This is a genomic window from Micromonospora sp. AMSO31t, assembly GCF_008868175.1.
Classification (GTDB): Bacteria; Actinomycetota; Actinomycetes; order Mycobacteriales; family Micromonosporaceae; genus Micromonospora.
Genome location: NZ_WBKT01000020.1, coordinates 12,558 through 32,326 on the forward strand (window position 1 = coordinate 12,558; position 19,769 = coordinate 32,326).

21 protein-coding genes and 1 pseudogene are annotated in these 19,769 nt (G+C 72.6%); 13 read left to right on the top strand and 9 right to left on the bottom strand.

The window, feature by feature from the left end; all coding sequences use genetic code 11:
• Positions 1 to 60: 60 nt before the first annotated feature.
• Positions 61 to 267: a hypothetical protein gene (locus tag F8274_RS07375; protein WP_151461532.1), complete on the top strand. Its 207-nt coding sequence runs from the start codon at positions 61 to 63 to the stop codon at positions 265 to 267.
• 7 nt (positions 268 to 274) lie between these two features.
• Here F8274_RS07375 and F8274_RS07380 read toward each other — a convergent pair whose 3' ends face one another.
• Complete coding sequence (locus tag F8274_RS07380) at positions 275 to 1,423, bottom strand: polysaccharide pyruvyl transferase family protein (RefSeq protein ID WP_151461533.1); 1,149 nt, start codon at positions 1,421 to 1,423, stop codon at positions 275 to 277.
• 156 nt (positions 1,424 to 1,579) lie between these two features.
• On the opposite strand from F8274_RS07380, the gene F8274_RS07385 reads away from it, so the two are divergent.
• Positions 1,580 to 2,899 (top strand): hypothetical protein, encoded by a 1,320-nt coding sequence (locus F8274_RS07385; protein WP_151461534.1) that lies wholly within the window; start codon positions 1,580 to 1,582, stop codon positions 2,897 to 2,899.
• 65 nt (positions 2,900 to 2,964) lie between these two features.
• On the opposite strand, the gene F8274_RS07390 is transcribed toward F8274_RS07385, so the two are convergent.
• A complete protein-coding gene (locus F8274_RS07390) occupies positions 2,965 to 3,549 on the bottom strand; it encodes a TetR/AcrR family transcriptional regulator (RefSeq protein WP_151461535.1) in 585 nt (194 codons plus the stop codon).
• Positions 3,550 to 3,640: 91 nt separating this feature from the next.
• Between F8274_RS07390 and F8274_RS07395 the strand changes: the two genes are divergently transcribed.
• A complete protein-coding gene (locus F8274_RS07395; RefSeq protein WP_151461536.1) occupies positions 3,641 to 4,219 on the top strand; it encodes a dihydrofolate reductase family protein in 579 nt (192 codons plus the stop codon).
• Positions 4,220 to 4,260: 41 nt separating this feature from the next.
• The gene (locus F8274_RS07400) at positions 4,261 to 5,196 is read left to right on the top strand and encodes a phosphotransferase family protein (protein ID WP_192579742.1); all 936 of its coding nucleotides are present in this window, start codon (positions 4,261 to 4,263) and stop codon (positions 5,194 to 5,196) included.
• A gap of 14 nt (positions 5,197 to 5,210) precedes the next feature.
• Here F8274_RS07400 and F8274_RS07405 read toward each other — a convergent pair whose 3' ends face one another.
• The 3 genes from F8274_RS07405 to F8274_RS07415 form a co-directional block, all read right to left on the bottom strand.
• Positions 5,211 to 6,011, bottom strand: a complete 801-nt coding sequence (locus F8274_RS07405) for a MerR family transcriptional regulator (protein ID WP_151461537.1) — start codon at positions 6,009 to 6,011, stop codon at positions 5,211 to 5,213.
• An 80-nt stretch (positions 6,012 to 6,091) separates the two neighbouring features.
• Complete coding sequence (locus F8274_RS07410) at positions 6,092 to 6,283, bottom strand: DUF397 domain-containing protein (protein ID WP_151461538.1); 192 nt, start codon at positions 6,281 to 6,283, stop codon at positions 6,092 to 6,094.
• Positions 6,274 to 7,077: a helix-turn-helix transcriptional regulator gene (locus tag F8274_RS07415; RefSeq protein ID WP_151461539.1), complete on the bottom strand. Its 804-nt coding sequence runs from the start codon at positions 7,075 to 7,077 to the stop codon at positions 6,274 to 6,276. The genes F8274_RS07410 and F8274_RS07415 overlap by 10 nt, the downstream gene beginning before the upstream one ends.
• A 231-nt stretch (positions 7,078 to 7,308) precedes the next feature.
• Between F8274_RS07415 and F8274_RS31795 the strand changes: the two are divergent.
• From F8274_RS31795 to F8274_RS07430, 3 genes and pseudogenes are all read left to right on the top strand, one after another.
• Positions 7,309 to 7,639 (top strand): annotated as a pseudogene (locus F8274_RS31795) (hypothetical protein).
• A gap of 54 nt (positions 7,640 to 7,693) precedes the next feature.
• Positions 7,694 to 8,197 (top strand): SigE family RNA polymerase sigma factor, encoded by a 504-nt coding sequence (locus F8274_RS07425; protein WP_151461540.1) that lies wholly within the window; start codon positions 7,694 to 7,696, stop codon positions 8,195 to 8,197.
• Positions 8,194 to 9,576, top strand: a complete 1,383-nt coding sequence (locus F8274_RS07430; protein WP_151461541.1) for a hypothetical protein — start codon at positions 8,194 to 8,196, stop codon at positions 9,574 to 9,576. Before F8274_RS07425 ends, F8274_RS07430 begins: the two co-directional genes overlap by 4 nt.
• Here the strand turns inward: F8274_RS07430 and F8274_RS07435 are convergent.
• From F8274_RS07435 to F8274_RS07450, 4 genes are all read right to left on the bottom strand, one after another.
• Positions 9,548 to 10,345, bottom strand: a complete 798-nt coding sequence (locus tag F8274_RS07435; RefSeq protein WP_151461542.1) for an alpha/beta fold hydrolase — start codon at positions 10,343 to 10,345, stop codon at positions 9,548 to 9,550. The two genes, F8274_RS07430 and F8274_RS07435, sit on opposite strands and share 29 nt — an antisense overlap.
• Before the next feature lie 65 nt (positions 10,346 to 10,410).
• A complete protein-coding gene (locus F8274_RS07440; protein ID WP_225853648.1) occupies positions 10,411 to 10,893 on the bottom strand; it encodes a GNAT family N-acetyltransferase in 483 nt (160 codons plus the stop codon).
• A 221-nt stretch (positions 10,894 to 11,114) separates the two neighbouring features.
• Positions 11,115 to 12,596: an NCS2 family permease gene (locus F8274_RS07445; RefSeq protein WP_151461543.1), complete on the bottom strand. Its 1,482-nt coding sequence runs from the start codon at positions 12,594 to 12,596 to the stop codon at positions 11,115 to 11,117.
• 268 nt (positions 12,597 to 12,864) lie between these two features.
• On the bottom strand, positions 12,865 to 13,446 hold the full coding sequence (locus F8274_RS07450; RefSeq protein WP_151461544.1) for a helix-turn-helix domain-containing protein: 582 nt from the start codon (positions 13,444 to 13,446) through the stop codon (positions 12,865 to 12,867).
• Between the two features lie 80 nt (positions 13,447 to 13,526).
• Here F8274_RS07450 and F8274_RS07455 point away from each other — a divergent pair, with 80 nt between their 5' ends.
• The 6 genes from F8274_RS07455 (at position 13,527) to F8274_RS07480 (ending at position 19,729) form a co-directional block, all read left to right on the top strand.
• Positions 13,527 to 14,471 carry an NAD(P)/FAD-dependent oxidoreductase gene (locus tag F8274_RS07455; protein ID WP_151461545.1) on the top strand — a complete coding sequence of 315 codons (945 nt, stop codon included), beginning with the start codon at positions 13,527 to 13,529 and terminating at the stop codon, positions 14,469 to 14,471.
• Between the two features lie 95 nt (positions 14,472 to 14,566).
• The gene (locus F8274_RS07460) at positions 14,567 to 16,414 is read left to right on the top strand and encodes a glycoside hydrolase family 15 protein (RefSeq protein WP_151461572.1); all 1,848 of its coding nucleotides are present in this window, start codon (positions 14,567 to 14,569) and stop codon (positions 16,412 to 16,414) included.
• A 148-nt stretch (positions 16,415 to 16,562) separates the two neighbouring features.
• Entirely contained in the window at positions 16,563 to 17,009 is a 447-nt protein-coding gene (gene msrB / locus F8274_RS07465) for a peptide-methionine (R)-S-oxide reductase MsrB (RefSeq protein WP_225853649.1), read from the top strand.
• A complete protein-coding gene (msrA, locus tag F8274_RS07470; protein WP_151461547.1) occupies positions 16,993 to 17,511 on the top strand; it encodes a peptide-methionine (S)-S-oxide reductase MsrA in 519 nt (172 codons plus the stop codon). Before msrB ends, msrA begins: the two co-directional genes overlap by 17 nt.
• Positions 17,512 to 17,548: 37 nt before the next feature.
• Positions 17,549 to 18,775 carry an epoxide hydrolase family protein gene (locus F8274_RS07475; RefSeq protein ID WP_151461548.1) on the top strand — a complete coding sequence of 409 codons (1,227 nt, stop codon included), beginning with the start codon at positions 17,549 to 17,551 and terminating at the stop codon, positions 18,773 to 18,775.
• On the top strand, positions 18,776 to 19,729 hold the full coding sequence (locus F8274_RS07480) for a redoxin domain-containing protein (protein WP_151461549.1): 954 nt from the start codon (positions 18,776 to 18,778) through the stop codon (positions 19,727 to 19,729).
• Positions 19,730 to 19,769 lie beyond the last annotated feature (40 nt).

Genomic DNA, 19,769 nt, shown 5'->3' on the forward strand with positions numbered 1-19,769 from the left:
CGCCGGCGCGCTGCCCCTCATCCCGCTGCGGGCCGGCGATCCGCGGGGCAGGATGGGCGCATGGCATCCACGGTGCAGATCCCCCTGATGGGCGGCACGGCCGATGGCGAGGTGGTCACCGTCGAGCTGGACAGCAACGGCCGCCCGCCGCTGACCCACCACCACGTCGGGCCGGAGGGGCTGGCGCACGCCCAGATCTACGAGCTGCAGTCGGACGACAAGCAGGACGGCACGTGGGTCTACAGCTTCCGGGGGCCGGCGGCCTGACGGCCGCTCAGGCCGTGACCCGGGTGAGCGTCCGGGACCGGAGGCTCTCCAGCACGCCGCGGGTGACCTGCGAGGTGCCGTGGGCCTGCTCGCACACGGCGGCCACCCGCCGGGCGGTCTCGTCGGCCCGCGCCTCGCGCTCGTCCCACAACCGGTCCACCTCGGCCAGCAACGGGCCCTCCACCTCACGCTCCACGCCGCGCAGCGCCGGCACCCCGAGCCGCTGGGCCAGGTCGAAGACCTTTCCGGCGTACGGCAGGGGCAGGAACGGGGTGCCCATCATGGCCGCGAAGATCAGGAAGTGCAGGCGCATGCCGACCGCCAGGTCGAAGTGCTTCATGAGGCCAAGCACCTGCCGGGGCGAGTAGTCGTTGTGCAGGATCCGCCCCCGCTCGGCGGCGATCATGTGCGACATCACCCCGTGCGAGTGCCGGATGTCGTCGCGTTCCATCGGCACGAAGAGCACGTACGCGTCGATCCGGTGCACCAGGAAGTCGCTGATCTGCGCGAGCAGGCGGTGGTAGCCGTCGACGTCCAGGCGTTCCGCCGCCCGGCCCGGCTCCCGGACGCTCAGCCCGACCAGCTGCTTGCCGGCCGGCACACCCTCCTCGCGCAGCCAGCTCTCCGGGAACTCCTCCGGCGTGAGCAGGAACGCCGGGTCGGCGGTGACGGTGATCGGGTTCAGCAGCCCGGCCTCCTCCAGCACCATCCGGGACTCCTGGTCCCGCACGGTCACCTCGGTGGCCTGGCCCAGGGTCTCCCGCACCATCCCGGTGTCCACTCCTTCGCTGAGCGGGCCGACCCCGACCGCGTACGTCAGCAGCGGCAGGCCGCGCTCCTGGGCGACCCGGACCACCCGCAGGTAGCGCCGGGCCTCCTTGTCGTAGAGGATCCCGCCGCCGCCGAGGACAAGCAGGTCGAGCTGGGCCAGGACCGCCGCCGAGTCGACCCGGCTGACGCCCTCCCAGGGCACCGCCTCCACGTCCGGGTGCTCCAGGGCCGTGTGCGCCGGGTTCCGGGAGAAGACGATGATCCGGGCGTTCGGCTCCTGCTGACGCAGGTCGGCCAGGAGGCCCGTGAGGATCGCCTCGTCGCCGAGGTTGCGACCGCCGTACGAGCCGAGCACACCGATGGTCAGTCCGGTGCCATCCGTCATCGTCGCTCCTCCCCAGGTGCGTCCCGGCCCGCGTTCCCCGTGGACTGGGGTACATGCCTGGGGCGACCCATGCTGAAACCGGACAGCCGGTCGGGAAGTTCTCCGCTAGCCTTTGCGCCCGGGCCGGGGGTTCGCGGCGGGAACAGGAGTGCGGGGATGGCAAGGCTGTCGGCCTCCAGGCTGCGCCAGGCGCGACTCTGGTTGCTGCTGGTGGGGGTCCGTAGTCGGTGGCAGCTGCGGCTCGCGCTGGCCCCGCGCCGGTGGACCTGGTACGCGGCCGTGGTCAGTTTCCTGCTCGGCCTGGCGGGGCTGGTGTCGACTCCGCTCGGATCGGTGCCGGCGTTGCTGGCCGGGCTGGCCGGGGTGCTGCTGTCCGTGATCCTGCTGGCACCGGAGTGGGCGGCCCTGCGCCGGGGCAGTGTGGCGCTCGTGCGGAGCCGGACACCGCCCGCGCCGCCGGTGGTCGCCCCGGCCGGCCTGGTCCAGCTTCCCACCGACCCGGGTGAGGTGGCGTGGTGCCGGCCCGACGTGGACGAGGCCCTGCGCGACGCGGACGCGGACTATCTCTGGTCGGCCGACCGCCACGTGTTGCCGAAGCGGGTGGCCGCCCACACCGGAGCGATCCTGGCCGCCCGGGTCCGCCGCGGGACGATGTTCAACGGGCGGCTGATACGCCAGGACGACGAATTGACGCCGGAGCTGCTGCGCAGCGGCGAGGTCCGGTTGAGCGGCACCGACTACTACTCCCTGATCTGCTCCAACTACCTCGTCGGGTGGCGGGTGGTGGATCGCCGGACCGGTGCGGTCCACCTGGACGGCAGCCGGTTGCCCTACGCGGAGGACGGGCGGCTGCTGACGCTCACCGAGAGCAGGCTGGCGAACGTCATCGGCGTCTCCACGCTCGCGGTGACCACGGACCGGAAGCTCGTGCTGGGCTGGCAGCAGCCCAAGGCCACGGTGAGCGGCGGTGGGCTCGCCGCGCCGGCGGGCTCGGGCTCGGTGGACCTGATCGATGTGCACGACCGACCCGCGGGGGAATCCTTCGTCGAGTTCCTGGCCGCCGCCATGCGCCGGGAGCTGATGGAGGAGAGCCATCTCGCCCCGCGCCAGCTCGGACGGACCTGGGTGCTGGGTTACTTCCGGTGGCTCAACCGGGGCGCCAAGCCCGAGTACGTGGGCCTGACCATGCTCGACGTCTCCTCGGACGATCTCCACGGCACCGACGTGCGGCTGGTGGAGACGCCGTACGTCCAACGCCTGACCGTGGACTGCCCGATCGACCTGGAACGGCTGCGCCGTGACCCGGACTCGCTGGACTGCCTGCCCGAGGACGTGGCGGCCGGCGCTTCCATGCCGCTCTACATGGCTCTGCGGGCCCTCGGTGCGGCGCTCCGCCGCAACGACGAGCTGGCCCGGCACCTGCGAGGGCCGTCGGCCGGGTCGCGCACCGGGGAGCCCTCGCACGACGCCGGGTAGCTCGGACGCCCCGTTCCTCGATCGCCCGGTCGGCCGGGCCCCGGTGCGGCAACCCGGGGCGCGGATCAGGTCAGGCGCCCGGCCCCACCGACCAGACGGGAGACCAGGGCGGACACCACCTGGTCGGCGTCGAACCCGGCGTCGATCGAGGTGGTGAGCAGGTCGAGCAGGAGCCCGTCGACGGCGTAGTGCAGCAGGGCGATCTCGAAGGCGCCGCCGGGCAGCCCGGCGGCGACGTGAAAGGCGACGTCGTCGGCGTACCCCCGGCGCAGGACGTCGCCGAGCGCGGCCCGCAGCTCGGGGCGCCGGGATGCCTCCAGTCGCAGCTCGAACAGGGCCCGGGTGAGGTCGGGCTCGCGGGTGGTGCGCTCGACGATGTAGCGCAGGTAGTCGGTGACCAGCGCGAGCGAGGGCTCGCGCCCGCCGAGGTCGGCCAGCACCGCCGGGTCGGGCGCCATCCGGTCGAAGATCCGTTCGGCCAGCCCGGCGAGCAGCGCCGCCCGGGACGGGAAGTAGTTGGAGGCGGTGCCGGTGGGCACGCCCGCCTCGGCGTCCACGGCCCGATGGGTCAGCCCGCGCGCGCCGGCCGCGGCGAGCACCCGCAACCCGGCGTCGGCGAGCAGGGTACGGCGTTCCGGATTTCTGACCATGGCAGCACCCTAGCAATAACCACGACAGGTGTTGTACATTCTCTCTCGACCACGACAGCCGTCGTGGTTGCTCCCGGACATCGGAGTCGGTTTGCGCAAGCTCGTGTACTACGTCGCCAGCACCCTCGACGGCTTCATCGCCGCCCCCGACGGGTCCTACGACTTCCTCCCGCTGGAGCCCGACGTGGCGGCCCACCTGACCGCCGAGTGGCCCCAGACCTTCCCCACCTTCACCCACGCCCAGTTCGGCGTCGCCTCGCCGCCGGCCGGCCGCTTCGACACCCTGCTCATGGGCCGGGCCACCTACGACCCGGCGCTGAAGCTCGGCGTCACCAGCCCCTACGCGCACCTCAAGCAGTACGTCTTCTCCCGCTCGCTGCCCCCGTCCGACGACCCGCAGGTGGAGATCGTCGCCGGCGACCCGGTGGCCTTCGTCCGCGAGCTGAAGGGGCAACCCGGCGGCGACATCTGGCTCTGCGGCGGCGGGCAACTCGCCGGCCAGCTCCTCGACGAGGTCGACGAGCTGGTGGTCAAGCTCCACCCGACCCTGGCCGGCAGTGGCATCCCGCTGGCCGACCGGGGCTTCACGCCGACCCGGTTCACCCTGACCGAGACCCGGCCGTTCGACAGCGGCCTGGTCATGCTCCGCTACACCGCCGGGCCGCGGTAATCGGGTTGCCGCGGCCGGGCGGGGTCGCGCACGGTGGGGCGGTGACCAGCCTGACGAAGAGCCGGATCCGCTGGAGCGACCTGCCCGCGCCCGTCCGCGCCGCCGTCGAGGAGATCCTCGGCGACCGGGTGGTGGCCGCGGAGTCGCAGCACGGCGGCTTCTCCCCCGGCACCGCCGACCGGATCCGCACCGCCGGTGGCCGGCGGGCCTTCGTCAAGGCGGTCAGCCCGAGGCAGAACGACCGCAGCCCCACCCTGCACCGGGCCGAGGCGCGGATCGCCGCCGCGCTGCCGCCGGCCGCGCCCGCGCCCCGGCTGCTCGGCAGCCACGACGACGGCGACTGGATCGCGCTGGTCTTCAGCGACGTCGAGGGCCGCCACCCGGTCACCCCGTGGGACGCCGGCGAGCTGGCCGCCGCGCTGTCCACCCTGGAGGCGATGGCCGGGGTGCTCACCCCGGCCCCCGCCGCGGTGGTCACCACCGCGACCGACCAACTCGCGTACGACTTCGGCGGCTGGCGGCGGCTCGCCGACGACCCACCGGCCGACCTCGACCCGTGGGCGCGGACCCGGCTGCCCGAGCTGTACGCGGCCGCCGACCGGGGGCTGGCCGCGCTGGCCGGCGAGACCCTCTGCCACCTCGACATCCGGGCCGACAACCTGCTCATCGGCCCGGATGGCAGCGTCACCGTGGTCGACTGGCCGTGGGCCTGCCGCGGGCCGGCCTGGCTGGACAGCCTGCTGGTCCTGGTCAACGTGCAGGTGCACGGCGGTCACGACCCGGAGGCGCTGCTGTCCGCCCTGCCGCTCGCCGCCGGGGTGGACCCGGCCGACCTGACCGGCGTGCTGGCCGGGTTCACCGGCTTCTTCCTGGACGGCGCCCGCCAGCCGCCCCCGCCGGGCATCCCGACCGTCCGGGCGTTCCAGCGTCTGCAGGGCGACGCGCTGCTGCCCTGGCTCGCCCGCCGGTTCGGCTGACGATCAGGGCGGAGTCAGGTCCGTTCCGGGAGCTTCTCCTGCCGGGTCCAGCTCGTCCAGCCCCGCTCGCGCATCAGATCGCGCATCAGCCGGGCCCCGGGATGGGCCTCGTCGGCGAGCGCGTCGAGCAAGTCGTACGGCAGGTCGTCCGCCGGATCGCCCTGGCCGGCGGTCTCGCCCGCGGCGTAGGCCTCCTCGGACAGCTCCGCCATGATGTCGGCGGCCTCCTCCATGAGCCGGTGGGCGGCCTCCTCGGTCAGGCGTTCGCCGGGCGGGCCGCCCTCCACCAGCGTGGACAGGACCAGATAGAGCCGGACCATCCGCGGGTCCTCCAGCTGCGCGAACTTGGACGGCATCCACGCGCGGACCTGCTCCGGCCAGCGGGCCGCGACCAGGATCCACCCGTCCCGCTCGGCCTCCACGACGCGCTCGGACACCCCGATCTCCCGGAGCCGGTCGAGATAGGCGAGGACCTCCGGCGGGAGGCCGCCACTGTTTCCGGCGGCCAGCTGGGCGATCTGCTTGCGGCTGGTCTCCAGCCGGCTGATGTCGTCGGACAGGCGGCCGTCGATGCGATGGATCGCCGCGGCGAAATCCGCCTCGTCCGCCCGCAGCAGCGCGGTGATCTCGGAGAGTGGCACCCCGGCGTCGGCCAGGGCGCGAATCTTCAGGAGGGCGACGACGGCACTCGCGCCGTACCGCCGGTAGCCGGACGCGTCGCGCTCCGGCTCCGGCAGCAGGCCGATCTGGTGGTAGTGCCGCACCGCCCGCACGGTGACACCGGCGTACGACGCCAGTTGCCCGATCGTCAGCATGCCCCTGATCCTGCCCTGCTCAGGAGAGCGTGCGCCGCTGGTTCATGCCGCCAGCATGGCGGGTTGACGCTGCGTCAGGGTCAAGCCGCCCGCTTCGCGAAGACCACGAAAGCGCGCCACGTCTGCGGGGTGAAGGTGAGCACCGGACCAGCCGGGTCCTTGCTGTCCCGCACGCCTACCACCCCCGGCAGGTTGTCGGCCACCTCGACGCAGGCGCCACCGTTCGACCCCGAGCGGGTCGACTTACGCCATCGGACACCGGTCAGATCCATGATCGCGCCGCCTCCTTGATGAGGTCGAGGGACTGTCGGCGGGACAGGGCTTCTCCACGCACCGCCTCCCAGTGCCGATGCACGATAGCGATGTCCTCGGTCTGGTGCATCACCTGCGCGCGGACCTGCTGGTCGAGATACGCGACCACCGAGCCATCGCTCAGGCTGGCAAGGATGAAGCCGCCCTGCAACGCAGGGTAGAGCCCGGCTTCTTCGGGCACCACCAGGATCTGCACGTGTGGCAGCTCAGCCATCTTCACCAGGTGGGCGAGCTGCTGGCCCATCAGGGATGCGTGCCCCTGGAGCGGCCGACGGAGCACCATGACATCAAGGACGGCGACGAGCGGACACGGATGCTGCTCCCGGGTGAGGATGGCCTGCCGTCCGAGTCGGGAACCGACCCGCTGTTCGATCTCCTCGGCAAGAAGCATGCTCTCCGCCAGCGTCATCCGCGCGTATGCCTCGGTCTGGAGGATGCCGGGAACGTAGGCCGGCTCGTACCAGCGCAACAGGTTGGCGGTCCGTTCATCGTCGATCCATGGACGCATCCATGGCGGGGCTCCCTGGACCAGCGAGGCGTGCCGGAGCAGTCGGTCGAACATGCCACCCGTGGCCAACGCCTGGTCCATCGCGGCCAGGTAGTCGGCCTTCGGTGCGCGTTGGCCGGTCTCCACACCCGAAACATGGGATGCGGAGTAGTTGATGCGGCGCGCCAGGTCCTCCTGGCTGAGGCCGGCTCGGAGGCGAGCCTGTCGCAGCTCACCGGCGATGAAGTCCCACCACGACCCGCCCATGTTCTCCCTTTCTCCGCCCAATTGCGCGCCCGGCCTCCCACGGCCTCCCGCGCCGGGTTCCGGCCCTGCTCAGCAGCTATCCAGGCCGGCCGAATGCCTTCCGAGCGTAGTGCCGTCCTCAACAGACTGTCACCGGTGGGCCGCCTCCCGTCCGGCCCACCGTGGGGTCGCCCCCGAGTCCCCGATGCAGGGGCGGCCCCGACCCCGGACTCCGTGACAAGGAAGGTCGTGATGAGGGGCGCCATGCTTCCCGTACCCCGGCTCGGGCCGCACCCGGACCGGCCGCGCGCCTACCCGCCGAGCCGGCCGCCGCACCTGCCGCTCCGGCCGCTGTGGCTGTGCCGGGCCTGCGGGTCGCCGTGGCCGTGCGCCCAGGCCCGGCTGCTGCTCAAGGTCGAGTACGCGGATCACCCGGTTCGACCTGGCCGTCTACCTGTCCGGGCTCTACCACGAGGCGACCCACGACCTGTTCCGGCTCAACCCGGACGACGGGCCCACGCCCCGGGATCTGTTCGAACGGTTCGTGGCCTGGGGGCCGTACCGGTGGGGCGTGGTCGAATGACCGCCTCAACCATCGGCCGGGTGGGCGGCGTTCCTAGAGGGCGAGGGGGTGGGCATGTCGGAGACGTTCCACGAGTTCGTGGTGCAGCGGTCGCCCGCGCTGTCGCGGACCGCGTACCTGCTGACCGGGGACCACCAGCACGCCGAGGATCTGTTGCAGAGCGCGCTGGCCCGGACGTACCGGCACTGGCGGCGGATCCACGACGGGGACCCGGAGGCGTACGTGCGCCGGGTCATGTACCACCAGCAGGTCTCGTGGTGGCGCCGGCGGCGGCTCGCGGAACGGCTGGACGCGACGCCGGTCGAGCGGGGCGGCGGCGACCACACCGAGAACACGGCGCTGCGGCTCAGCGTGGTGGCCGCGCTGCGCCGGCTGACCGCCCGGCAACGGGCCGTGGTGGTGCTCCGCTACTACGAGGACCTGACCGAGGCGCAGGTGGCCGAGGTGCTGGGCTGCTCGGTGGGCACGGTGAAGCGGCACGGGCACGACGCCGTGCGCCGGCTCCGCCAGCTCATCCCCGACCTGTGGGAGGCCACGCCGGAGAGGAGCGGGCGATGAGCGTACGGCTGCGGGAGGCGCTGCGGGAGGCGGCGGCCGAGGTGCCCGCGTACCCGGTGCACGACCGGGCGGTGCGGACCGCGCGGCGCACCCGGCGGCGGATGGCGGCGGCCGTCGCGGCGGTGCTGGTGCTGGTGGCGCTCGTGCCACTGGCGGTGGGCGGTGGCGGGCGGCCGGCGCCGGCCCCGGCCGGGGTGGACGGCCCGGCGCTGCCGGACCGGATCGGGCTGCCGGGGTTCGGCGCGCTGCGGGCCACCGACCGGCCCCGGCTCGGCCCGGCGTCGGTCGTGTTCAGCGGGCAGGCGCGCGGGCTCACCGGGTTGATCGACGAGGACGGCACCGTGGGCATCGTCGCCGCCGAGGCCGACCGCTACCGGACCTGGACGGTCGGCTTCGAGGCGCCGGCCGGTGAGCAGGTGCTGCTCTCCCCCGACGGGCGGCGGATCGCCGTGCCGGCCGGGTCGCCCGAGCACCCCGGGATCGACCTGGTCGACCTGGTGGACGGGACGGTCCGGCGGCTGCCCAGCCCCAGGCAGGGCAGCACGCTGACCGAGCCGGCCGGGTGGGCACCCGACGGGACGGCGCTGGTGGTCCGGGACATCACGCCGACCAACCCGGAGGGCAGCACCTACGCCAACACGCTGAGCCTGGTGCGGCTCGACACCGGCCGGGCGGTTCGCCTGCTGGAGGTGGAGCAACTGCCGGTCTTCGGCACCCCGGTCGCGTTCACGGCCGACGGGTCCCGGCTGGCCTACCAGGTCGGCGACAAGGTGCTCGTGTCCAGTGCCGACGGGCGGAGCATCTCCTCCTTCCCGCTGCCGCCGCAGAGCGGGCTGGCCGGCAAGGGAGCCTGGCTGCCGGACGGGACGCTGGCGCTGGTCAGCCACGACCCGGGCACCGACCGGTGGCGGCTGCGTCGGGTCGACACGACCGGGAAGGACCTCGGCGCCCCGGCGCTGCCCGCCGTCGCGGGCGTCACCACGATCCGGCTGCTCGGCTGGCAGGCGGACGGAACCGCGGTGGTGGTGGCGTACCGGCCCGAGCCGAACTCCCCGACCTCCTTCGACGGCACGCTGGAGATGGACCAGCGGACCGCGTACGGGAACGTGCGGACGGTCCGGGTGCTGGGCCTCGCGCCGGGGGCCGCCGCGCCGACCACCCTGCTCACCGCCCCGGACCAGGTGCTCGCCATCGACGTGGCGGACGCGGTGGTCCGCGCCGGGCGGGTCCGCGCGGCGGATCCACCGGCGGGACCGGGCGGCCGGTTCTGGTGGGCGGCCGGGGCCGTGGTGCTGGTGGTCGGCGGCCTGCTGGCCGGGCGGCTGCTCCGGCGGGGACGCGCCCGCCGCATCACCCGGGGGCGCGCACCTCGTGGGTGAGGAAGGGCAGCACCGCCGCGGGCAGGGCCGATGAGCCGACGATGTCGTAGTGGGTCAGCCCGGGCAGCACGGCCAACCGGGACGCGGGCCGGTCGGTGCCGTCCCCGCCGGCGTCCCGGTGGCCGCCGCCGAGCAGCCCGAAGAACTCGGCCACGTGGCGGACCGGGATCGAGTCGGCGTCGGCGAAGACCAGCAGCACCGGCATGGGCAGGGCGGCCACCTCGGCCGACCAGTCGTACTCGCGGCGCAGCAGCTCGCCGGTCTTCGCCCAGAGCGCCGGCCAGTCCTGCGGGCGGGGGGCGACCCGCGCGTAAAGCTGGTGCGGCGGGGTGCCGCGCATCTGCTCGGCGACCCGCTCGTCCTGGGCGGCCATGGCGGCCAGCACCTCCGGGTACCAGCCCTGCCGCCGGCACGGCGTGGAGACCAGCACGAGGCGGCGGACCAGGGCCGGGTGCTGGATGGCGGCGCGCAGGGCCACCCCGCCGCCGAGCGAGTAGCCCAGCACGTCGGCCGGCGGCAGGTCGAGGTGCCGCAGCAGGGCGGCGAGGTCGTCGGCCATCGCCTCGTAGCGCAGCGGCCGGTCCACGTCGGCGGTGCGTCCGTGGCCCTGGAGGTCGACGGCGACGACCTGCCGGCGCGTGGTCAGGTCGGGAACGATCGGGGCGAACATCTCCGTCGACCCGTACCCGCCGTGGAGCAGGACGAGCGGCCGGCCCGTCCCGTGCATCTCGTACCAGAGCCGCACCCCGTTGACGTCCGCGTAACTCACGCCCGGTTCAACGACGACCGGCCCGGCCGCGGGTCGCCCCCGCCGCCGGGCCGGTCGCTCCGGTGTTACTCGGCGACGTACCGGTGCAGCAGCCCCTCGTCACTGTCGACGGTGCCGTCCCGGCGCAGGCCGGCCTTCTCCAGCACCCGGACGGACGGCACGTTGGCCGGGTCGACGGTGGCGAAGACCTCCGTCACCCCGGGGAGGGCGCGGGCGTACGCGACCAGCGCGCGGACCGCCTCGGTGACGTAGCCCCGGCAGCGCCGGGACTCGACGATGCCGTAGCCGAACTCGATGGCACCGTCGGTGGGCGGCCACTTCAGCCCGATGGCGCCCACGGTGAGGCCGGTCTCCCGCTCGATGATGAGCCGGTGGCCGTGCGGCTGGTCCGGGTTGCCGGCGATGATCCCGGCGATCATCCGTTCGCCGTCGGCCGGGTAGTCCGGCGCCCAGTGCGGGCGCCGCTCTCCGGCGACGACGGCGGCGGCCTCGTCGGCCGGCCAGGGGCGCAGCACGAGACGGTCGGTGGTCAGGTCAAGAGTGGACAACGCGAATCTCCAAGGTCGTGGAGTGACCCGGGTCGCGGTCGATCAGCGCGCGCGACCCGGAAAAAGGCATGGCAGGGGAAGCTCATGGCAATCCATGGCCTCATCCCCCTGCGCCCACGACGGTCGCGTGTCCGCGCCCCGGCACTCTAACCCATGATCGGGATACGCCGCGCCCCCGTTGCCTCGGGCCAACGGGCAACGGGGGCGCGGCGTGGAACCGGTCAGCTGACGCCGGTGACGGCCTTGACCAGGTTGATGGCGAAGTAGACCACGAACGCGGCGGCCACCGCCCACATCAGCGGGTGGATCTGCCGGGCCCTGCCCTGGGCCACGCGGATCGCCACCCAGCTCACGAAGCCGGCGCCGATGCCGTTGGTGATCGAGTAGGTGAACGGCATGAGCGTCATGGTCAGGAACGCCGGGACGGCGACGCCCACGTCGGTGAAGTCGATGTCCCTCACCTGGCGGATCATCAGCGCGCCGACCACCACCAGCGCCGGGCCGGCGGCCTCGCTCGGCACCAGCGACACCAGCGGGGTGAGCAGCAGCGCGCCCAGGAAGAGCAGGCCGGTGACCACGCTGGTCAGGCCGGTCCGCCCGCCATCCGCGATGCCCGAGGAGGACTCGACGTACGTGGTGGCCGACGAGGCGCTGCCCGCGCCGCCGGCGACCGCGGCGACGCCGTCGACGAAGAGCACCTTGCCGAGGCGCGGCATGTCGGTGCCGTCCTCGGTGGCCAGGTTGGCCTGCCTGGCCAGGCCGACCGTGGTGCCCATGACGTCGAAGAAGTCGGCCAGCACCAGGGTGAAGACCAGCAGCAGCGCGGTCATCAGGCCGACGTGGGCGAACGCGCCGAACGACACGTTGCCGAGCAGGTGCAGGTCGGGCTTCTGGACCAGCGGGTCCGGCAGGGTCGGCACGTTGAGCCGCCACCCGTCCGGGTTGGGCTTGCCGTCGACGAGGGACGGGCCGGGCTTGGCGAACGCGTTGACGATCAACGCGACGGCCGTGGTGGTCACGATGCCGATCAGGACGCCGGCCTTCACCTTGCGGGCGACCAGGATGCCGGTGACCAGCAGGCCGACCACGAAGACGACCGTGGGCCAGCCGTGCAGCGTCCCGTTGCTGCCCGAGCCGAGCTGCAGCGGCACACCGGTGCCGGCCCGGACCAGACCGCCGTCGACGAAGCCGATCAGCGCGATGAACAGGCCGATGCCGGCCGCGATGGCCGCCTTCAGCTCGGCGGGAATGGCCCGGAAGACGGCCTTGCGGAAACCGGTCAGCACCAGCACGGTGATGATCAGGCCCTCGATGACGACCAGGCCCATGGCCTCGGCCCAGCTCATCTGGGACGCGACCGCGTACGCCACGAAGGCGTTCAGCCCGAGGCCGGTGGCCACCGCGAACGGCACCCGGCCGACGATGCCCATCATGATCGTCATGACCGCGGCGACCAGGGCGGTGACCCCGGCGACCGCCGGGATACCCAGCGTCCTGCCGTCGGCGTCCGGCGCCGTGCCGATGATCAGCGGATTGAGGACGACGATGTAGGCCATCGTCGCGAAGGTGGTGAGCCCGGCGAGCACCTCGCGCCGGACCGTCGAGCCTCGGCGGGTGATCTCGAAGAAGCGGTCGAGGCGGCTCTGCGCGGCGGGTTCCGCCGGCTCGACCGGGACAGCAGGATCCTGCGTAGACACGCTCATGGCGTGGCCTTACTCCGTTCCGGGTTGGCCCAGCCGGTCACGCCGGCCGGGCGGTGGGGGTGCAGCCGTCCCGTTGCGGTTGGCCCGGAGAACGTCGGGACGGCTGGGCTCCACGGATCCCGTGAAGCACTACGAAGCCGCGCCCCGGGTCCGGGGAAGCGACTTCGCGATGCCCACCCTAACCGCCGGGTAACGGCAGATGACCTGCCCCTACACGGGAGCCCGGCGCCGGGGTGGTCAACGTCACCCATTTCGTACCAAGATCGGGTCAGGCGCGGGGGCGGGCGCGGAGGTGGGCGCGTTCGCCCTGGGCGCCGAAGAGGCTGAGGAACTCGACGGCCTCGTCGTCGGCGCGGCCGAACCAGTGCGGCACGCGGGTGTCGAACTCGGCCGCCTCGCCGGGGGCCAGCACCAGGTCGTGCTCGCCGAGGACCAGCCGCAGCCGCCCGTTGAGCACGTAGACCCACTCGTACCCCTCGTGGGTCTGCGGGGTGGGCTCGGCGGGCCGCCCGCCGGCCGGGATGACCAGCTTGTAGGCCTGGATGCCGCCGGCCCGGCGGGTGAGCGGCAGCATGGTCATGCCGTGGCGGGTGACCGGCCGCAGGTGGATGCGGGGGTCGCCGGTGGGCGGGGCGCCGACCAGTTCGTCGAGCGTCACGCCGTGCGCCCGGGCGAGTGGCAGCAGCAGTTCCAGGGTGGGGCGGCGGCTGCCGGATTCCAGCCGGGACAGGGTGCTCACCGAGACGCCGGTGGCGGCCGACAGGTCGGCCAGGGTGGTCTCCCGCTCGCGGCGCAGCGCGCGCAGCCGGGGGCCCACCGCGTCGAGCGCCCGGTCGAGGTCGTCGTCCATCCGCCTAGTTTGCCAGAACAGCAACAATGTTTGCAGGTCTGGCCACCACCGCCGCACCGTTGCGGCAGGAGGTGGTCACGATGACCGAAGGGTACGAGGTGGTGGTGGTCGGCGGCGGCGCCGCCGGGTTGAGCGGGGCGCTCATGCTGGCCCGGGCGCGCCGGTCGGTCCTGGTGATCGACGGGGGCAGCCCGCGCAACGCACCGGCCGACGGGGTGCACGGGCTGCTGGCCCGTGACGGCATGCCCCCGGCCGAGCTGCTGGCCCGCGGCCGGGACGAGGTCCGCCGGTACGGCGGGCACCTGCTGGACGGACAGGTCGACACGGTGACCCGCGACGGGGACGGTTTCGCGGTGGCGCTGGCCGGCGGCCGTCGGGTCCGGGCAGGCCGGCTGCTGGTGGCAACCGGCCTGGTCGACGAGCTGCCCGACGTGCCCGGGCTGCGCGAGCGGTGGGGCCGGGACGTGGTGCACTGCCCGTACTGCCACGGGTGGGAGGTGCGCGACCGCCCGATCGGGGTGCTGGCCACCGGGCCGCTGTCGGTGCACCAGGCGCTGCTGTTCCGTCAGTGGAGCGACGACGTCGTCCTCCTCCACCACACCGCGCCGCCGCTCGGTGACGAGCAGGCCGAACAGCTGGCCGCCCGGGGCGTCGCCGTGGTCGAGGGCGAGGTCGCGTCGGTGGAGGTCGTGGAGGACCGGCTGGTCGGGGTGCGCCTGCGCGACGGCCGGCTGGTCGGGCGCGAGGTGCTGGTCGCCGGCCCCCGGATGGTGGCGCGGGCCGGGTTCCTGGCGGCGCTCGGGTTGCGGGCGGTCGAGCATCCGGCCGGGGTCGGCGAGCACGTCCCGGCCGACCCGACGGGGCGTACCGACGTGCCGGGGGTGTGGGTCGCGGGCAACGTGACCGACCCGGCCGCGCAGGTCGGCGCGGCAGCGGCGGCGGGCGCCCTGGCGGCCGCCGCGATCAACGGCGACCTGGTCGGCGAGGAGACCCGCCGGGCGGTCGAGGCGCGGCGGCGCGGCTGAGCACGCGGAGGGGTGGCGTTCACGAATACGACTTACATGGTCAAAATTCCCCTTTAGGTTACTGCGGGAGGGTGCAGTCGAGACCGGGGGGCGACGTGGACGAGTATCCGCCGATCGAGGATCACGGGCTCATCGGTGATCTTCAGACCGCCGCCCTGGTGACCTGCGACGGCACGATCGACTGGTTCTGCGCGCCGCGCTTCGACTCGCCCAGCATCTTCGGCGGCCTGCTCGACAAGGAGCGGGGCGGCTACTTCCGCATCGCCCCCCACGAGACCACCTACGTCACCAAGCAGCTCTACCTGCCCGGTACCCCGATCCTGATCACGCGGTTCATCAGCGCAGACGGGGTCGCCGAGGTCCAGGACTTCATGCCCGTCACCGGCGAGCGGGTCACCGACGTGCACCGCCTGGTGCGCATGGTCACCATGGTCCGGGGCAGCATGCGGTTCCGGCTGGAGTGCCGGCCCCGGTTCGACTACGGCCGCGAGCAGCCCCGACTGGAGCGACACCGCAACGGGTTCGTCTTCCGCGGCTCGTCCGCATCGCTCACCTTCAACCCGGTGCAACCGATCCGCCGCCTCATCGCCAAGGAGGACATGCACCTGGGGGACGGCGACCTCATCGGGTTCGGCACCCTGAACCAGGGCGACACCGGCGGGGTGGTGCTGGAGACGAACTCGGACATGGAACCCCGGGCCGTCCCGCTCGAAGAGGTGCAGGGGATGTTCGAGTGGACCCGGGACTACTGGCGACGGTGGGTCGAACGGTCCCGGTACACCGGCCGGTGGCGGGAGATGGTCGAGCGGTCGGCCATCACGTTGAAGCTGATGACGTACGCGCCCACCGGGGCGATGATCGCCGCGCCGACGGCCGCCCTGCCCGAACTGGTCGGCGGCACCCGCAACTGGGACTACCGCTACACCTGGGTCCGGGACACGTCCTTCTCGGTGCACGCGCTGCTCGGCCTCGGCTTCACCGAGGAGGTCAGCCGCTACATGGACTGGCTGGACGAGCGGATCCGTGAGGCCGGCGACCACCAGGCCCCGCTGAAGATCATGTACCGGGTCGACGGGTCGTCCGACCTGCACGAGGAGATACTCGACCACCTGGAGGGATACCGCGGCTCCCGGCCCGTCCGGATCGGCAACGGCGCCGCCGACCAGCTCCAGCTCGACATCCACGGCGAGGCGCTCTACGCCATGCACGTCGCCGACGAACAGGGCATCCGGGTCTCCCACCAGGTGTGGAAGAGCACCGTGCGACTCGTCGACTGGCTGTGCCACAACTGGGACCAGCCGGACGCCGGCATCTGGGAGAGCCGGCACCATCCCCGGGACTACACCTTCGGCCGGGTGATGTCCTGGGTGGCCCTGGACCGGGCCATCCGACTCGCCGGCCGGCACGGCCGCCCCGGGGACGTCGGCTGCTGGACCAGCCAGCGCAACCTGATCTACGACCAGGTGATGGCGCGCGGCTATCACCGGGGCCGCGGGTCCTTCGTCCAGGCCTACGGCGAGAACGTCCTGGACGCCGCGCTGCTCTCCATGCCGGCGGTCGGTTTCGTGACGCCGTCGGATCCGATGTGGTGCCGCACCCTCGAGGCCATCGAGCGGGAGCTGGTCTCCGACAGCCTGGTCCACCGGTACGACCCGGTCCACTCCCCCGACGGTCTCCCCGGCCATGAGGGCACCTTCAACATGTGCACCTTCTGGTACGCCGAGGCGCTGGCGCGCTCCGGCCGCCTCGACGACGCCCGGCTCACCTTCGAGAAGATGTTCACCTTCAGCAACCACCTCGGCCTGTACGCCGAGGAGATCGCCTCGACCGGTGAGCAGATCGGGAACTACCCGCAGGCCTTCAGCCACCTCGCCCTGATCAACACGGCGCTGGCGCTGAACGACATGCTCGAGACCGAGGCCCAGTCCCGGCAGCGGCGGTGATTCCTCCGGACCGCGTGCGGGGTTAGTCGACGGCAGGCCGGGTAGCCACTCGCGCTGCGTGTGCAGCCTGTTGAACCGACCTTCCTTGCCGACGACCCAGCCGAGAGGAACGACGGTGTCACACGAGTACCGGAAGAACCCTGAGGCAGTGTCCCGGTTGTCGCCCGAGCAGTACCGGGTCACCCAGGAGGGCGGGACTGAGCGGCCCTTCGCCAACCCGTACTGGGACAGCAAGGAGCAGGGCATCTACGTCGATGTCGTGTCCGGCGAACCACTGTTCGCGTCCGCCGACAAATACGACAGCGGCACCGGCTGGCCCTCCTTCACCCGGCCCATCGAGCCGAGGAACGTGGTCGAGGTGCGGGACTCCACCCTCGGCATGGTCCGCACCGAGGTGCGGTCGGCGCACGGGGACAGTCACCTCGGGCACGTGTTCGACGACGGCCCGCTGGCGACCGGCGGGCTGCGCTACTGCATGAACTCCGCCGCGCTCCGGTTCATCCGGCGCGAGGACCTGGAACGGGAAGGGTACGGCGAGTACCGCGCACTGTTCGAGCACCCGGACGGGGGGCGAAGCGATGACCGACACGACTGAGAAGGCCGTCCTGGCCGGCGGCTGTTTCTGGGGGATGCAGGACCTCATCCGGAAGCGCCCCGGCGTGGTCTCCACCCGGGTCGGATACACCGGCGGGGACGTGCCCAACGCGACGTACTACAACCACGAGGGCCACGCCGAGGCCATCGAGATCGCCTACGACCCGAGCAAGCTCTCGTACCGGGACCTTCTCGAGTTCTTCTTCCAGGTCCACGACCCGACCACGAAGAACCGGCAGGGCGGCGACGTCGGCACCAGCTACCGGTCCGCCATCTTCTACTGCGACGACCAGCAGCGGAAGGTCGCCGAGGACACGATCGCCGACGTCGACGCCTCCGGGCTGTGGCCGGGCAAGGTGGTCACCGAGGTCACCCCGGCCGGCCCCTTCTGGGAGGCCGAGCCGGAGCACCAGGACTACCTGGAGAAGCATCCCGGCGGCTACACCTGCCACTTCCCCCGACCCGACTGGAAGCTCCCCCGCCGGGGAGAGAACCGGAGCTGATCGCACGCTGCGACAAGCCCGAGGAGAAGGAGCCCACGTGGCCGTCAAGACGCAGACGCTGGCCCGCGCCACCGACATCCGGCCGTTCACGGTGGAGATCCCCGAGGCGGATCTCCAGGCGCTGCGGCAGCGCATCGCGGCCACCCGCTGGCCGGAGAAGCAGACCGTGGACGACCAGTCGCAGGGCGTGCCGCTGGAGACCAGCCGGGCCCTCGCCCGCTACTGGGAGAAGGAGTACGACTGGCGCAAGGTCGAGGCGAGACTGAACTCCCTGCCGAACTTCATCACCGAGATCGACGGCCTGGACATCCACTTCATCCACGTCCGGTCCAAGCACGAGGGCGCGCTGCCGCTCATCGTCACGCACGGCTGGCCCGGCTCGATCATCGAGCAGCTGAAGATCATCGAGCCGCTGACCGATCCCACGGCCCACGGCGGGTCCGCCTCGGACGCCTTCCACGTGGTGATCCCGTCGATGCCCGGCTACGGCTTCTCGGGCAAGCCGACCGAACCCGGCTGGGGGCCGGAACACATCGCGAGCGCCTGGACCGAGCTGATGAAACGCCTCGGCTACGACCGGTTCGTCGCCCAGGGCGGCGACTGGGGCGCACTGATCACCAACCTCATGGGCGTGCAGGCGCCGCCGGAACTCGCCGGCATCCACACCAACATGCCGAGCACGGTTCCGTTCGAGATCGACGCGCTGGTCCAGTCCGACATCACCGGAATCAACGGCGCGCTGTCCAAGCTGCCGGCCAACCTCTCCGAGGAGGAAAGGCGGGCCGCCGAGCAGCAGGACTTCTTCTGGAAGCACTCCGCCTACGCACTGATCATGGCCACCCGCCCCGAGACACTGATCGGACTCGCGGACTCGCCCGTCGCGCTGGCAACCTTCATGTGCGACCACGACGCGGCCAGCCTGGAGCTGATCTGCCGGGCCTTCGCCGGGCAACCCGGCGGCCTCACCCGCGACGACATCCTCGACAACATCACGCTCACCTGGCTGACCAACACCGGCGTCTCCGCCGCGCGCCTCTACTGGGAGAACAAGTTCTCCTTCCTCGGCGCCAAGGACGTCTCCGTCCCGGCCGCCGTGAGCGTCTTCCCCGACGAGCTCTACCAGGCGCCGCGGAGCTGGGCCGAGCAGGCCTATCCGAACCTCATCCACTACAACACGCTCGACCGGGGCGGGCACTTCGCGGCGTGGGAGCAGCCGCAACTGCTGTGCGACGAGCTCCGCACCGCGTTCCGGTCGCTGCGCTAGATGGCCGTCTTCGAGCGGCTGCACCTGCCCGCGCTCGACGGGGCGACCGAGTGGCTCAACTCGAGGCCACTCGGTCCCGCCGAGCTGCGCGGGCGCCCGGTCGTGGTGAACTTCTGGACGCTGACCTGCATCAACTGGCTACGCCAGGAGCCGTACGTCCGGGCGTGGTCGCAGGCCTACCGGGACGACGGCCTCGTCGTCATCGGCGTGCACACGCCGGAGTTCGCGTTCGAGCACGACATCGACGAGGTGCGCCGGGCGGTGCGGGCGCGGGGCATCGACTACCCGGTCGCGGCCGACAACGACTACGCCGTCTGGAGCGCGTTCGACAACCACTACTGGCCCGCGCTCTACTTCGTCGACGCGGACGGCACGATCCGCGACCACCACTTCGGCGAGGGCCGCTACGAGCAGTCCGAGCGCGTCATCCAGCGGCTGCTCGGCGTCGACCGCGACCTCGTGCCGGTGGAGGGGCGCGGTGTGGAGGCCGACGCCGACTGGGACCACCTGCGCACGCCCGAGACGTATCTCGGTTACGCGCGCTCCGAACAGTTCGCGGCACCGGACCAGGCCACGTACGACGCCACCCAGGCCTACGAACTCCCCGCGGGCCTGCCCCCGGACCACTGGGCGCTCGGCGGCGAGTGGACGATCGGCTCGGAGTACGTGGTGGTGGACCGGGCCGGCGGCACCCTCGCCGTCCGGTTCCAGGCCCGCGACGCGCACCTCGTGCTGTCGCCCGGCACGCGGGACCCGATCCCCTTCCGCCTGCTCCTCGACGGCGCGGCACCGGGCCCGGCACACGGCGACGACGTGGACGAGGACGGCAACGGCCTGCTCCGCGAGGGCCGGCTGTACCAGCTCGTCCGCCAGCGGGACACGGTCCGGGAAGGGACCCTGGAGATCACGTTCCTCGAGCCCGGCGCCGAGGCGTACGTGTTCACCTTCGGCTAGAGCGCCGGGCGGGCCAGCCGATGAGGACGGCGAGCGGCGT